Source organism: Paraeggerthella sp. LCP19S3_G8 (assembly GCF_052119225.1).
GTDB classification, from domain to species: Bacteria; Actinomycetota; Coriobacteriia; order Coriobacteriales; family Eggerthellaceae; genus Paraeggerthella; species Paraeggerthella hominis.
This window is the reverse complement of the sequence record NZ_JBQKFQ010000005.1, coordinates 63,910-77,304: the sequence shown is the minus strand read 5'-3', so window position 1 is coordinate 77,304 and position 13,395 is coordinate 63,910. Positions and strand designations below refer to the sequence as shown.

Genomic DNA, 13,395 nt, shown 5'->3' with positions numbered 1-13,395 from the left:
ACGCTAGGCGTCGTCGCCGCAGCATGTCCTTCCCTGTTTCCTCCATGCGCAGCGCCCTTCAAGCGCGCACGTTTCGCACGACGCTCGCACCGCATCGCTCACCGCGCCGTCGAACACCCCCATAACGGCCGTGATGCTCTTCGTCGGGACAAGCAAGCACTCCGACGTCGCCGTCAAGCCAATGCTTCGCGGCGCATCGAGCGCGTCGAGCAAACCCTTCTGCACGGTCAGGGGAAAGTCACCGTATCCAGGGCTGTAGCGGCGGTTCACGGCGCACGCGCGCTCAGCGGCATAGCAAGTCACCTGTTCCTCCGCATCGGATGCGGCGGATTCGACCAAGGCGGAAGCCGCCGCATCGAAGAACAGCGCCTCCGTTGGACTGACCGCGACCCTTCGCTGGTACTCTCGCTCGTACGACGACCCCAGCGTGCAGGCGATCAAAACGGCTTCCCTCGCCCCCTGAAGATGCGCGGCAATGTCTTTTCCCTCCAGCGGCTGAGGCATGCCCTCAAGCCAAACGCACGTATCGCTTCCTCGTTCTCGATCAAGGGGAAACGCCCGCCAAACGCACCGCGGCTTCACTGCTTTCTCGCACGCACGCATCACGTCCTCGAGTCGGGCCAAAAGCTCGGCATCGAGGGCCTGGCCATGATATCCCAGGTAACGCAGCACTTCAGCGCGATCAAAGCCCGCCATGCCGGCCGCCTTCCGCACCCCAGGAGCCCCTGAGCGCGCCCACGCAGGCGCGCGCGATGTCAGGCTGGTTCATCGTGTAAATGTGCAATCCGTCAACGCCGTGCTTCTGAAGATCGACCAGCTGCTCGCACGCGAACTCGATCCCGGCCGACCGCAGGGAATCGGGAGCGTTTTCGTATTTCGCCAAAAGCTTGATGATGGGAGACGGCAGCGAGGCGCCGCACATGAACACCATGCGCTGTATCTGGGCCTTGCTCAGAAACGGCATGATGCCGCACGTTATGGGCACCGTGACGTGCGCTCTTTCGGCCGCTTCGCGAAAGCGGTAGTAATACTGGTTGTCGAAGAACAGCTGCGTGACGAAAAAGCTCGCACCTGCATCTTGCTTCTGCTTCAGATGAGCGACGGACGCCTTGAAGTCGGTGCACTCGATATGGCCTTCGGGATAAGCCGCCGCTCCAATGCAAAACCCCTCGTCGGCCAACCTCATGATAAGGTCCTTGGCATACTTGAACGGCGACGGGTCGCAGGCGGACACAACGTCTCCGCGCAAGGCGAGCACATTGGAGACCCCGCGACGACGCAGATCGTCGATCGCAGCGGTCAGCGCCTCCTCGGTGGAGTTGATGCACGTCAGATGCGCAACCGAAGGAACATCGAAGTCGTGGTGGATAAGCGAAGCGACTTCAGCCGTAGCCTGCTGGTTGCCGCTCCCTCCCGCCGAATACGTCACGCTGATGAAGTCGGGAACGAGATCGGCCAAAGAAGCCGCAACCCCATGAGCCGCATCGAGCGTCAAATCCCCCTTCGGAGGGAAAATCTCGAAAGAGACCGGCTGCTTCCGCGTAGCGAATATGTCATCTATCCTTCTCATGCCTCCATTATTGCGAATCGCGACGCTCCGAGCAAGGACGTCGGGGGCATCGGGTCGAACACGGCAGCACAGTCGCGACAAAAGGACATCGCCTTCAGGGTTTCGTCAACCCAGAACGGCTCCCTATCGTACAACGGTTGCCATATTGTCATTTGCGCGATAGAATGCACATTCCCGTCGCAAACACCAACTGCAAAACGAACACGTTCGCGTTCCGCCCGGCGCCACGCTTGGGCGGAACGTCTTGTTTGCGGGGGCGCAACACCGCAAAGCCCGACACGACCCAGAAGAATCGACCATGCAACGCGACAAAATCAAACCTATCCTGTTCAGCATCATCAAGCATTCCAGCAAAGAAGAGCTCAAAAAGCAGCTGCCCAAAGACATCGTTTCGGGCATCATGGTAGCGGTAGTTGCCCTGCCCCTCTCCATCGCCCTCGCCATCGCCTCCGGCGTCAGCCCCGAAAAGGGACTCTACACGGCCATCGTCGCCGGGTTCCTGATCGCCTTCTTAGGCGGAAGCCGCGTGCAGATCTCCGGCCCCACCGCAGCGTTCGCCACCATCGTAGCAGGCATTGTGGCCGCAGACGGCATAGACGGCCTGATCGCCGCCACCATCATCGCCGGCATCCTGCTCATGCTCATGGGATTCTTCAAGCTCGGCGCCATCATTCGCTTCGTGCCGTACACCATCACCACGGGCTTCACCGCGGGCATCGCGGCAACGCTCGTCATCGGACAGGCGAAGGACTTCCTGGGGCTCACCTTTCCCGCAGGCGCGCCCACGGTTGAGACCATGGACAAGCTCCAAGCCGTAGCCCAAAGCATCTCCACGGTCAATTGGCAAGCATTCGCGGTAGGCGTCGTGTGCCTTGCCGTTCTTTTCGCCTGGCCCAAGGTAAGCGAAAGGATCCCCGGCTCCCTGGTGGCGCTGATCGCCGGAGTGGCCATGGTGAACGGCTTCGGGATGAACGTGAACACCATCGGCGACCTCTACACCATCAACAGCGGGCTTCCCTCCTTCCACGTTCCGCAGCTCGACCTGGATATTTTCCGCGAGCAAATGGCAAACGGCATCACCATCGCCATCTTGGCCGCGATCGAATCGCTGCTGTCCTGCGTGGTCGCCGACAGCATGATCAGCTCCCACCATCGCAGCAACATGGAACTTGTGGCCCAAGGTGCAGGCAACGTCGCATCGGTGCTGTTCGGCGGCATTCCGGCAACGGGAGCCATCGCCCGCACGGCCGCGAACGTCAAAAACGGCGGGCGCACCCCCGTCGCCGGCATGACCCACTCGATAGTGCTGCTCATCGTCCTGGCGTTTTTCATGCCCTATGCGGCTTTCATCCCCATGCCTACCATCGCGGCTATCCTGCTGCACGTCGCGTACAACATGTCCGGCTGGCGCAACTTCGCGCACCTGTGCAAGACCACGTCGAAGGGGGCCGTCGCCACGCTGCTTCTGACCTTCACGCTGACCATCGTGTTCGACCTGGTGGTAGCCATCGGCGTGGGCATGCTGATCACCGTGGTCCTGTTCATGAAGATGGTCAGCAAGGAAACCGAGGTTCGCGGCTGGAAGTACTACTGCGACGAGGACTCCGAGGTCACCCATCTTCGCGAGCTGCCGAAAAGCGTGCGCGTGTACGAGATCAACGGCCCCATGTTCTTCGGCATGACCGACCGCATTACGGACATTTCGGTAAAGTCGTTCACGAAGTACCTGATCATCCGCATGCGCGGCGTGCCTTCGCTCGACTCCACGGGTATGAACGCACTGGAGAACCTGTATGACTACTGCCGCGAAAACGGCGTGAGCCTCATCTTCTCGCATGCCAACGAGCAGCCTATGAAGACCATGCGGCGCGCAGGCTTCGTGGATTTGGTCGGCGAAGATCATTTCCGCGGCAACATCGACGACGCCATAGCCTACGCGCACCAGCTGCTTGACGAGGAGAGTCGAGCGGTGCGAAAGCGCGCGCAGTAGCTCGAGCAACGCCAAGCCAAGCCTCAACGTTGCTCGAGCGCCACGTGCGCAAGCTCCAACCTGCGCACGTGGCCCAACCTCGACGGTCGCGCCTGGGCCACGTGCCCTCGGCGCTTCGCCCGATGCGCGACCGACCGCCACCACGCATCGGAACTTTCAGGAGCGTTCGCCGGCTAACCCGTGAACAGCAACCATCGACCGACGGAGCGGCGACGCATCGGAATCATCCGTGAATTTCAACCGAAACCCCCTTGCCCATGATAAGATGTCCTCAGTAAGCCCGCCCGGCCTCTCAACGATGCACACTGGCGGGTTTTTGCCTCTCTTAAGGACTTTTCGCCTATGGAGTACACGAAACCGTTTCTAACGTTCGAGCAGCAAGCCGACCTCCTCATGAAAGATCGTGGCATGATCGCAGATCGCGACTCTCTCATTCGCCACCTCCAAGATGTAGGCTACTATCGCTTGAGCGGTTACTGGCATATACACAAAATGCGAGATTCGGGCAAATTTTGGGAAGGCACCACGTTCCAGCGCGTCTGGGAAACCTACGTGTTCGATCGACAATTCCGTCTAGTAGTGCTTGACGCGGTGGAACGCATTGAGATATATATGCGCACGCAACTCGCGTATATCCTCGCGGAGCTGACTGGCCCCTTCGGGTTCCTCGACAAAAAGAGCCTCCCCCGACTCAATGCAGACCGATACGATAGGTTCATAAGCAAGTGCGCAGAAGCTTACAATCGTGCAAAAAGCGGAGAGCCTTTCGCCAAGCATTTCGATGGCAAGTATGGCGATGTTCATGATTTGCCACCCTATTGGGTGCTCGCAAACGTCATGGATTTTGGAATGGTGGTCACTCTCTACAAAGGGTCGCCCGTGGAGGTCAGAAAGCGTATAGCCGACGATCTGGGAATCAGCACCAAGGTTCTCGACTCGTGGCTTGTGACGATCAACACCGCACGCAACATCTGCGCCCACCATGGTCGCCTATGGAACAGAACCATCGGCAACCCTCCCATGATTCCAAAGTCGCCGGAGTGGCATGAGCCCTACAAAGTGGAGAACGAAAAGATATTCGGGACGCTCACCGTGCTGAGCTATCTGCTCGAAAACGTTGCTCCCGAGACAAGCTGGCGCAAACGACTCCTGGACATGGTCCTCGAGCTTTCGCTGCGAGACCAAGAGCGCATGGGTTTTACAGGGAATTGGCGCGAATGCCCGTTCTGGAAACCTTATCTGCCCGCATTGGAAGCCAAGGGATAATAACGGCTCCTGCGGCGGCAGAACGAACGCCAAGCAAAACTCTTTCGCTGCCACCGCGCCGCAACAACTCGTTGCTTTACGTTTTCGCACCTCGCATGGTTCAATGTCCTTGCGGCGCATCGCCGCTTCCGCCCGCCTGAAAGGACGCCCCATGACCATCGCAGACGCCCTCGTAACCATGCGCAAAGAGCGCAACCTCACGCAGCAAGACGTCGCCCGCAAGCTTTTCGTAACGCGCCAAGCGGTATCTCGCTGGGAAAACGGCGAGACCACGCCCGGCATCGATATGTGCAAGCTGATCTCGGCCACCTTCGACCTCCCCGTCACCCACTTGCTCGAGATGCCCGACGGAGACTACTGCCAAAGCTGCGGCATGCCCTTTTACCAGCCGAAAGACTACGGCAGCGAAGCCGACGGCGCACCTTCCGCCGACTACTGCTCATGGTGCTATCGCGACGGTGCATTCGTCGAAGACGAGTCGCTTGAGGAGCTTATCGAGCGTTGCGCCCCGTACATGGCCGAATCCTGCCACGTTTCACGCGACGAGGCCGTCTCGTTCATGGGCGCGCTGCTTCCCCACCTCAAGCGCTGGAAGTAGCAACCGAAGACGCCGCGGACCGCACAGCGTGCCGAACGCGCCGGGCCAACCTTGCTGCGTGCGCGCTCCGAACGCGCCGCGTGCATGCTCCCACGCCCCCTCAGGCTTCCTCGTGATAGAATTCGTCCAGGAAAATCAACCCCGCAGCGCGCACGCAGCACTGCGGGCGTTTCAAACCCACGAAGACGGGAGCATCATGATCAAGGAACTGGTAAAGGACGAGGCCATCCTCTCGCAGCCCTGCGCTGCAGCCACCGCCGAAGACGCGTCGGTTGCGCAGGATCTGATCGACACGCTGATCTCGCTCGAAGGCGCCGCATGCTTGGCGGCCAATCAAATTGGCGCCGCCACCTGCGTTGTCGCCTATCTTGACGACAACGACCAGCCGCACGTCATGTACAACCCCAAGCTGCTGCAGGCGCTCGGCGCGTTCAAGACCGTCGAAGGCTGCCTTTCCTTGGAGGCCGATTCCAAGGTAACGCGCTACGATCGCGTCAAAATCGCCTACGAAGAGCTGGTCGACGGCACGCTTGTTGCCCGCAAGAAGGACTTCAACGGCTGGACAGCCCAGATCATTCAGCACACGATCGACCATTGCAAGGGCAAGCTGGTCTAGCTCGCGCGCTCAGGCAGTCCGAACCATCATGGCAAAACCGTCCAGCAACCCCGATCGAGACCGCTGGATTCGCGCGCTCGCCGCAAAAGGCGGGCGCGCCGCTTCGGCTCCCCTCAATCGCAACCCGCGCGCAGGCATCGGCCCGAACAAGGCCTCGGGCCACAAGGGCGGCATCAGCCGCCAAGGATCCAAGCGCGGTTGATGCCGCACGCCTAGAATGGAGCACCCTTGCACGAAGCAGAGCCTTTCGGTCCCGAACGCAGCCATCCCCAAACGACAAGCCGCCCGATTCCTCGAGTTGCTTTCGTCTGCACGCACAACTCATGTCGAAGCCAAATGGCAGAAGCAATCGCGAAGCAGATCGCAAAAGGCACCTTTGCAGCTTGCTCGGCCGGCACGCACCCCCGGGAGCACATAAACCACCAGACACTGCAAACGCTTGCCAACCATGGATACGGAACCGACGGGCTTCGGTCAAAGCCGCTCGACGATATTCCGCCCGTCGATTGGGTTGTCACCATGGGCTGCGGGGTTGCGTGCCCGGCGCTTCCATGCGCGCATCGCGAGGATTGGGGGCTCGAAGACCCCAGCGGCAAAGACGATAGCTCGTTCGAAACCTGTCTCGCCCTCATTGAAGATCGCATCGCCGACCTCAAGAAGCGCATGGAAGCCGCCCTTTGACCGTTTGCGCCGTATCCCGTTCGCGCAAGCCACCGACCTCCCCGAATCCCGTCGCCTCATCCCGAAAGGCCCTGCCGTGATCAAGCCCATCATGAGAAACCAAACGTTTCTTGCGCAGCCCTGCGCACCGGCGACAACCGCCGATGTCCAAACGGCGCAAGACCTGCTCGACACGCTGGCCGCCCACTCGCACGAATGCGTCGGAATGGCCGCCAACATGATCGGCGTACCGAAGCGCATCATCGTATTCGACGACGAAGGCACGTCGCGCATCATGTTCAATCCGGAAATCATCAGCTGCGCAGGCCCCTTCGAAACGGAAGAAGGCCGCCTCTCGCTGCTCGGCAGGCGCGCCGCCACACGCTACCGAACCATCAAGGTTCGCTACGAAGACGAGGCGTTTCGCTCCAAGACGAAGTCGTTCGCCGGATGGACCGCGCAGATCATCCAGCACGAGATCGACCACTGCAACGGCATCGTGATCTAGCCCGGCGAGCGGCTGCGCGATCCCGCAGCCGCTCGCGCAGCGAAGCCCCGCGCGAGCAAGCCGTGCGAAAGCCTTAGCCCTCTACCGTCCGATCGTGATTCACCACCCGATAGAACAACGATCGAATCTCGTCCGCATCGGTCGTTTGCCCAAGGGCCCACATGGTCTTCGCCACCAAAGCCTCGGTGGTCATATCGCCGCCCTTGAGAATGCCGGGATGGTTGGCAAAGGCTCGTCCCACTTCGTACACGCCCAAATCGCACCCCTCTTCGGGCACCTGCGTGGTCATCACCAGGGTTTTCCCGGCATCGACCCAGTCGAAAAGAGCCTGGTGGAAGTCATGGTACGCAGGAATTCCCCCAATGCCGAACGTTTCCACGATCACCGCATCGTAGTCGCGTTCCAAAAGCTCGAACACGCTTGGGCTCATTCCCGGCGTCAATTTGAGAACGAACACGCGCTCGTTCAAGCGATCGAACAGACGAAGCGACCCCTCGTCCGCGCATCGAACGGGCGAGGCCGCCCGGATCACGCGATCGTTCCTGATAAGGGCTATCTCGGGAAAATTAACGCTCGTAAACGCGTTGAAGCTCATGGTGCGCTGCTTGCGCGCACGAGTACCCGCGATCACCGAGCCGCCGAACGCAACGGACACGTCACACGATCGATCGTCAAGCGCGTACAGAAGGCTTTGGTACACGTTGAGCTTCGCGTCGGTGAACGGACTGCCCATGGGCTGTTGCGAACCGGTCAGCACAATGGGCTTTCCGCTCCCCTGGATCAGGTACGAAAGCGCCGCTGCCGTGTACGCCATGGTGTCGGTGCCGTGCAGCACCACGAACCCGTCGTACGCATCGTAGGCACGCGCGATTTCGTCGCGAATGAGCATCCAATCAGCAGGTCGCATGTTTGTGCTGTCGATGTTCATAGGCTGCACCACGTCCAACGCGCACAAGCCCTCCACCTGCGGCACGAACCGAGCCAGCTCCTCGCCGGTCAGCGACGGGGCAAGTCCGCAGCCATCCTCGGCTGAAGCGATGGTGCCCCCGGTTGCAATCATCAGAATCTTCTTCATGCGCACGCTTTCCCTCGAATCCTTTGAACGAAACAACAGTACCTGCCTCCACGCAAGTGCGAACGCTCCGATCGAAAATTCCATCAAGCCCCCAGCTGCGCCCAACGCCGCCAGCTCGAAAGAGCGAAACGCCCGCCCCTTCGACCCTGCGCGCAACCTTGGATACGGCTTCGCAAAGTCGACGGCGCCACCGCTGCCCGCGCTTCTCGTGCAGAAACCGCGAATCGTCCCACGACCTCGGCCTTGCAAGGCTCCAGGAGCTTTATACTGATGCTTTTGCAGGACGAGGCGGCAGGGCAAGACGAAAGGTACATAATGGGCGGATTCTTCGGGGCTGCATCACATCATGATGTGGTGCTGGACGTGTTTTTTGGCGTGGACTACCACTCTCACTTGGGAACGCGGCGCGCGGGCATGATTTTCCACGACGACGAGGGCTTCCAGCGCGAAATCCATTCGATCGAGAACACGCCGTTCCGCACGCGCTTCGAAGACGACCTTCCCGGATTCCACGGATGCAGCGGCATCGGCTGCATCAGCGACACCGATCCGCAGCCGCTTCTGGTGCGATCGCATCTGGGCACCTTCGGCATCACCACCGTAGGCGCCATCAACAATGCCGAACAGCTGGTGGAATCCTACTTCACCGACGGCAACCGCCAGTTCATGGCCATGAGCTCCGGTGCCGTCAACACCACCGAGCTGGTGGCTGCGCTCATCAACCAGAAAGACGACTTCGTCTCGGGCATCAAGCATGCTCAGGATGCGATCGAAGGATCGCTCACCTTGCTGATCATGACCGAGGACGGCCGCATCATCGCAGCGCGCGACAAGATGGGGCGCCTCCCCGTGCTCATTGGCAAGAACGACGACGGGTTCTGCATCTCGTTCGAGTCGTTTGCGTACCACAAGCTGGGCTACGACGACGAATACGAACTGGGCCCCGGCGAAATCGTGCGCATCGACGCCGACGGGTACCAGACCATTGCCCCCGCAGGCGACAAGATGAAGATCTGCGCATTTCTGTGGGTGTACTACGGCTACCCCAACTCGAATTACGAAGGCGTGAACGTCGAGGTCATGCGCTACCGCAACGGTGCCGTCATGGCGCGCAACGAAGCCGCTGCCGGTACCCTGCCCGACCTGGACTACGTGGCGGGCGTGCCCGATTCCGGCGTACCGCACGCCATCGGATACGCAACGGAATGCAAGACGCCGTTCGCCCGCCCGTTCATCAAGTACACGCCCACGTGGGCGCGTTCGTTCATGCCCAGCAACCAAGAGGTTCGCAACCGCGTGGCCAAAATGAAGCAGATCCACATCCCCGAGCTCATCCGCGACAAAAAGCTGCTGTTCGTAGACGACTCCATCGTGCGCGGCACCCAGCTGCACGAAACGGTGGACTTCCTGTACGAATGCGGCGCGTCCGAGGTGCACATGCGCTCGGCTTGCCCGCCCATCATGTTCAGCTGCAAATACCTGAGCTTCTCAAGCAGCAAGTCCGAGATGGACCTGATCGCGCGCCGCGTAGTGCAGCAGCTCGAAGGCGACGAGGGTCAGGAGCACCTGGAGGAATACGCCGACAGCTCCACCGAGCGCGGCCAGTGCATGCTGCACGCAATCTGCGAGCAGATGGGCTTCGATTCGCTGGGTTACCAGTCGCTTGACGGCATGCTGGAAGCCATCGGCATCGATCGCGACCAGGTATGCACCTACTGCTGGAACGGCAAGGAATAGCCTTTTTCGACAACGCTTGCTCGACGAAAAGAACCGCTTCGGCGGTTCTTTTTTCATTCTCCCATTTTATTCAACAATTGTACCAATAGTGGTACTCATAACTCACCCCTTCTCCGGTACACTGCGCAGCATACTCGCCAGATCCAAAGCAAGGAGGCCCCATGAGCACCGCAGCCATCGCAACCCGGCATATCGATACCGACCATTCCTCCCGCACAACCGCGCACGCCTCACACGCGCAGACCTCAGCAGCGAACCCGAAAATCCGCGCGATAGCCGGCGGCCTCTACTCTGGCCGCAAGCAAGCGCTTCACGCGCGAAACCAGCACAGCGTCGCAGAGCATGAGCCTTCGAGCGAGTGCTTCGATCGACGCAGGGCCGCTCGAAACGACACCGCAGCGAAGCCGCGCCTCCTTCAGGGAATGCAAGGCGTCAGCTACAACCTGTTGTCAGGCGAGCGCATCATGGCGGCAGGCGCGGGAATCCTGTTTTCCCTGGCGACAATCGCAGCCATGATGCTCTAAAGGAAGGGGGGATACCGTGAAGGACGCTTTGGCACCGTTGCGATCGCAGTCTCGACCATCGCTTCGCCCGGCCTCCGCAGATGCGGCGGCCGTCTTCGCAAGCCTATACCGACGCTGGAGCAGCGATGCTCGTCGCCTCTCGCGCGAAAGCATGCAGGCTGTCCGCAGCGCAACGGGATCGCGCATCATCGACGTGCTTTCCATATGGGACGAACGGGAAGCATGCTGGCTGGCCGACGCACCCACCATGATCAGGCTCGACACTTGCGACATCACCGCATTCGCCATGCATAGCCCGCTCATAGCCATCCACCGCGGCCACGTCGAGACCGACTCCCCCATTGCAACCTTCGGGTCGCGCAGCAGCCCAGAAAACAGTTCGCACGCATCGCAGCCCTTCTTCTGGAGAAGCGTTCGGCCCTGCTCCTACGCATTAGGGCGCACGGTGGAGCGATTCGCGTTCGAAACCGACGGAAGAAAACGCCTCCTGGCCCTTGAAGCCCATTTGGATGACGGAGGATGGCTGCGCATGAGCAGTTTCGGCATCGACTCCGAACGGTCCTACTCGTATGCGTCGAGGATGCTCTTCAGGTAATCGCGATACGCGCTCGCAAGCACCGCGGGCTTCTCGATGCGCACCCGGCTGCCGTACTGGGCCACCCAGCCGAAAAACGCCGGACTCTCGACAACGGCCACGTGCACATGCGCATGCTCCTCCCCCGCCGATGTGACGGGAACGTCTTCGCCGAATCGGTCGATCACGCCGCCCATGGCTTCGCCGGATACCAAAAGCGTTGCGGAAACCGGCTCGCCTCCGTACATGCCGAACGCGCGCTGCTCCAGCTTCCCCGCATCGAACGTGGCAATGCGGTCGTTGCGCGAAGCAGGCTCGTCAAGCAGGGCGATATGCTCCATGCGGTCCACTCGGTAATGAGGGAACCCGTCGTGCTTCTCGTTGTATGCCACCAAGTAGTAATAGCCGTCTGCGTACACCAGCTGCACGGGAGTTTCCTCGTAGCGCCGACCGTTGCGCTGCCGAACCCGGCGCTTTTGCGCATCGTATTTGAAATAGAGAAACGACACTCTGCAACGCTGCGCCATAGCGCGCTGAAGCTGATCCACGTTGGCCAGCACCGACTCGTTCTGCATCTTGATACGACCCTCAACATGCAAACGCCTGGTCAGAAGCGCCCGCTGGCGCTCAGGAGCCAGCCGCTTCACGCTGCGAACCAGCTTGTCGCTCATGCGCTGCGTCAGGAAGCGCGAGCTTTGCACTGCGTCCACCAACAACGCAAGCTCCGAAAGCGTGAAATCTCGCGAAGCCAACGCGTACTCGACCGGGGCGCAACGCCGCGTGCGTATATCCATGCCGAAGGCGCGCAACGCCTCGATGTCGCGGTATACCGATTTGCGTTCGGCTGAAATACCGAGCGCCCCTAGCCGCTCGAGGATCTCGGCCATAGTAAGGCCGCGCTCGTCATCGGTTTCATCTTGAAGCATCTTCATGAGATGAAGCAGCTTCAGCTTCTGGCGGTTGACGGCCATGCACGCTCCTTTTTCAGCCACGTCTTCAAACCCCAGTATACAAGCGCGCCCCAAAACTATCGCAAAAAAGGCCCTGCCGCTTTGAATAAACGGCAGGGCCTTTCCATGCATAACGTTTAACGGCTACAGCATTTCAGCGCGCAGCTCCTCGCCGCTTTTGGAGGACAGGTACGCCGGGGCGATGTCGAACATCGTCTTGCAGCCCGTCTGGCCCTCGCGGCTCAGGCGATGCGCCGCACGAGCGCACGCGGTAAGCACGCTGCCCGTAAACTCGGGGTTAGAATCCAGCTTCAGCGAGAACTCGACCACATGACGATGCTCGCTGTTTTCGCCGGTCAAGCCCGAACGAATCACCGAACCGCCATGGGGAATGCCCGCGTGGTCGCGATCAAGCTCTTCCTGCGAGATAAACGTGACCGTGGTGTCGTAGTCGGCAAAGTAGTTCGGCATTTCAACGATGGCCTTCTCGATGGCAGCCAGATCGGCGCCTTCCTCGGCCACCACGAAGCACTCGCGCGTATGCTTCTCGCGCGTGGTCAACTGAGGATTCTGACCAGCCCGAACGGACTCGAGCGCCGCAGGAACGGGAACCGTGTACTGACGAGCGTCGGCCACGCCCTCGATGCGACGAATCGCATCGCTGTGACCCTGGGAAACGCCGCGACCCCAGAACGTGTAATCGGCACCTTCGGGCAGAATGCAGTTCGCGTACAGGCGCGCAAGCGAGAACATGCCCGGATCCCAGCCCGCGGAAATGACGGCGACCTTGCCGCCTTCCTTTGCCGCTGCGTCCACGTTCGCAAAATGCGCGGGGATGTTCGCGTGCGTGTCGAAGGAGTCCACCACATTGAACAACCCGGCGTACGCCGGCGTCTGCTCGGGCAGATCGCGCGCGCTGCCACCGCACAGGATAAGGACGTCCACGTCGTCCGCGTGCGCCGCCAAGTCGTCGGCAGAGTACACCGAAACGCCCTCGGTCAAAGGCTTCACGGAAGCGGGGTCGCGTCGAGTGAATAGAGCGACCAGCTCAAGATCGTCGTTTTGACGGCAGGAAAGCTCCACGCCCCTGCCCAGATTGCCGTACCCCAAAATACCGATGCGCGTTTTCGTCATATGCTGCTCCTTGTACTCGTTTGCACCCATGCATTGAATGTATAGGTTAATGATGGACGACCACGACCAACGTCGTCAACGAACGCGATGCGACTTCAAGAAAGCCCCATCGTGCTGAAACGAATTGGAAACCTTATCGGAATGAATGCACCGCACGACCGTCGCGCGAGCCAAAAGGCCGGCGCGTGGGCGC

At 60.5% G+C, this 13,395-nt stretch carries 14 protein-coding genes; 9 read left to right on the top strand and 5 right to left on the bottom strand.

Features of this window, described 5'->3' with window-relative positions:
- Positions 1-3: 3 nt before the first annotated feature.
- Positions 4-696, bottom strand: coding sequence for a vitamin B12 dependent methionine synthase (locus ACTQZK_RS07175; RefSeq protein WP_428421908.1), 693 nt, complete (start codon positions 694-696; stop codon positions 4-6).
- Positions 683-1,570, bottom strand: a complete 888-nt coding sequence (locus ACTQZK_RS07170; protein ID WP_441899108.1) for a methylenetetrahydrofolate reductase — start codon at positions 1,568-1,570, stop codon at positions 683-685. Before ACTQZK_RS07170 ends, ACTQZK_RS07175 begins: the two co-directional genes overlap by 14 nt.
- 298 nt (positions 1,571-1,868) lie before the next feature.
- Here ACTQZK_RS07170 and ACTQZK_RS07165 point away from each other — a divergent pair, with 298 nt between their 5' ends.
- From ACTQZK_RS07165 to ACTQZK_RS07140, 6 genes are all read left to right on the top strand, one after another.
- Positions 1,869-3,560: a SulP family inorganic anion transporter gene (locus ACTQZK_RS07165; RefSeq protein WP_114567491.1), complete on the top strand. Its 1,692-nt coding sequence runs from the start codon at positions 1,869-1,871 to the stop codon at positions 3,558-3,560.
- Positions 3,561-3,902: 342 nt separating this feature from the next.
- Positions 3,903-4,826, top strand: coding sequence for an Abi family protein (locus ACTQZK_RS07160; RefSeq protein ID WP_441899105.1), 924 nt, complete (start codon positions 3,903-3,905; stop codon positions 4,824-4,826).
- 151 nt (positions 4,827-4,977) lie between these two features.
- Positions 4,978-5,424, top strand: coding sequence for a zinc ribbon domain-containing protein (locus tag ACTQZK_RS07155; protein ID WP_216529616.1), 447 nt, complete (start codon positions 4,978-4,980; stop codon positions 5,422-5,424).
- A gap of 196 nt (positions 5,425-5,620) precedes the next feature.
- Positions 5,621-6,040, top strand: coding sequence for a peptide deformylase (locus ACTQZK_RS07150; RefSeq protein ID WP_216529615.1), 420 nt, complete (start codon positions 5,621-5,623; stop codon positions 6,038-6,040).
- A 228-nt stretch (positions 6,041-6,268) separates the two neighbouring features.
- Positions 6,269-6,721, top strand: coding sequence for an arsenate-mycothiol transferase ArsC (locus ACTQZK_RS07145; RefSeq protein ID WP_441899103.1), 453 nt, complete (start codon positions 6,269-6,271; stop codon positions 6,719-6,721).
- Positions 6,722-6,797: 76 nt separating this feature from the next.
- Complete coding sequence (locus tag ACTQZK_RS07140) at positions 6,798-7,208, top strand: peptide deformylase (protein ID WP_441899101.1); 411 nt, start codon at positions 6,798-6,800, stop codon at positions 7,206-7,208.
- Positions 7,209-7,281: 73 nt separating this feature from the next.
- Here ACTQZK_RS07140 and ACTQZK_RS07135 read toward each other — a convergent pair whose 3' ends face one another.
- On the bottom strand, positions 7,282-8,283 hold the full coding sequence (locus ACTQZK_RS07135) for an asparaginase (protein WP_216529612.1): 1,002 nt from the start codon (positions 8,281-8,283) through the stop codon (positions 7,282-7,284).
- A gap of 315 nt (positions 8,284-8,598) precedes the next feature.
- On the opposite strand from ACTQZK_RS07135, the gene ACTQZK_RS07130 reads away from it, so the two are divergent.
- From ACTQZK_RS07130 to ACTQZK_RS07120, 3 genes are all read left to right on the top strand, one after another.
- Positions 8,599-10,020, top strand: coding sequence for an amidophosphoribosyltransferase (locus ACTQZK_RS07130; protein ID WP_216529611.1), 1,422 nt, complete (start codon positions 8,599-8,601; stop codon positions 10,018-10,020).
- Positions 10,021-10,181: 161 nt separating this feature from the next.
- Complete coding sequence (locus ACTQZK_RS07125) at positions 10,182-10,544, top strand: hypothetical protein (RefSeq protein WP_441899098.1); 363 nt, start codon at positions 10,182-10,184, stop codon at positions 10,542-10,544.
- Positions 10,545-10,560: 16 nt separating this feature from the next.
- The gene (locus ACTQZK_RS07120; RefSeq protein ID WP_441899096.1) at positions 10,561-11,139 is read left to right on the top strand and encodes a hypothetical protein; all 579 of its coding nucleotides are present in this window, start codon (positions 10,561-10,563) and stop codon (positions 11,137-11,139) included.
- Here the strand turns inward: ACTQZK_RS07120 and ACTQZK_RS07115 are convergent.
- Positions 11,106-12,089, bottom strand: coding sequence for a helix-turn-helix transcriptional regulator (locus ACTQZK_RS07115; protein ID WP_441899094.1), 984 nt, complete (start codon positions 12,087-12,089; stop codon positions 11,106-11,108). The genes ACTQZK_RS07120 and ACTQZK_RS07115 overlap by 34 nt on opposite strands.
- 123 nt (positions 12,090-12,212) lie before the next feature.
- Positions 12,213-13,202 (bottom strand): diaminopimelate dehydrogenase, encoded by a 990-nt coding sequence (locus ACTQZK_RS07110; protein WP_441899092.1) that lies wholly within the window; start codon positions 13,200-13,202, stop codon positions 12,213-12,215.
- Positions 13,203-13,395: the final 193 nt, after the last annotated feature.

Excerpts from the sequence above, each read along its gene's own strand:
- ACTQZK_RS07175 (WP_428421908.1), bottom strand. The coding sequence starts at position 696 with ATGGCGGGCTTTGATCGCGCTGAAGTGCTGCGTTACCTGGGATATCAT.
- ACTQZK_RS07170 (WP_441899108.1), bottom strand. The coding sequence starts at position 1,570 with ATGAGAAGGATAGATGACATATTCGCTACGCGGAAGCAGCCGGTCTCT.
- ACTQZK_RS07165 (WP_114567491.1), top strand. The coding sequence starts at position 1,869 with ATGCAACGCGACAAAATCAAACCTATCCTGTTCAGCATCATCAAGCAT.
- ACTQZK_RS07160 (WP_441899105.1), top strand. The coding sequence starts at position 3,903 with ATGGAGTACACGAAACCGTTTCTAACGTTCGAGCAGCAAGCCGACCTC.
- ACTQZK_RS07155 (WP_216529616.1), top strand. The coding sequence starts at position 4,978 with ATGACCATCGCAGACGCCCTCGTAACCATGCGCAAAGAGCGCAACCTC.
- ACTQZK_RS07150 (WP_216529615.1), top strand. The coding sequence starts at position 5,621 with ATGATCAAGGAACTGGTAAAGGACGAGGCCATCCTCTCGCAGCCCTGC.
- ACTQZK_RS07135 (WP_216529612.1), bottom strand. The coding sequence starts at position 8,283 with ATGAAGAAGATTCTGATGATTGCAACCGGGGGCACCATCGCTTCAGCC.
- ACTQZK_RS07130 (WP_216529611.1), top strand. The coding sequence starts at position 8,599 with ATGGGCGGATTCTTCGGGGCTGCATCACATCATGATGTGGTGCTGGAC.
- ACTQZK_RS07125 (WP_441899098.1), top strand. The coding sequence starts at position 10,182 with ATGAGCACCGCAGCCATCGCAACCCGGCATATCGATACCGACCATTCC.
- ACTQZK_RS07115 (WP_441899094.1), bottom strand. The coding sequence starts at position 12,089 with ATGGCCGTCAACCGCCAGAAGCTGAAGCTGCTTCATCTCATGAAGATG.
- ACTQZK_RS07110 (WP_441899092.1), bottom strand. The coding sequence starts at position 13,202 with ATGACGAAAACGCGCATCGGTATTTTGGGGTACGGCAATCTGGGCAGG.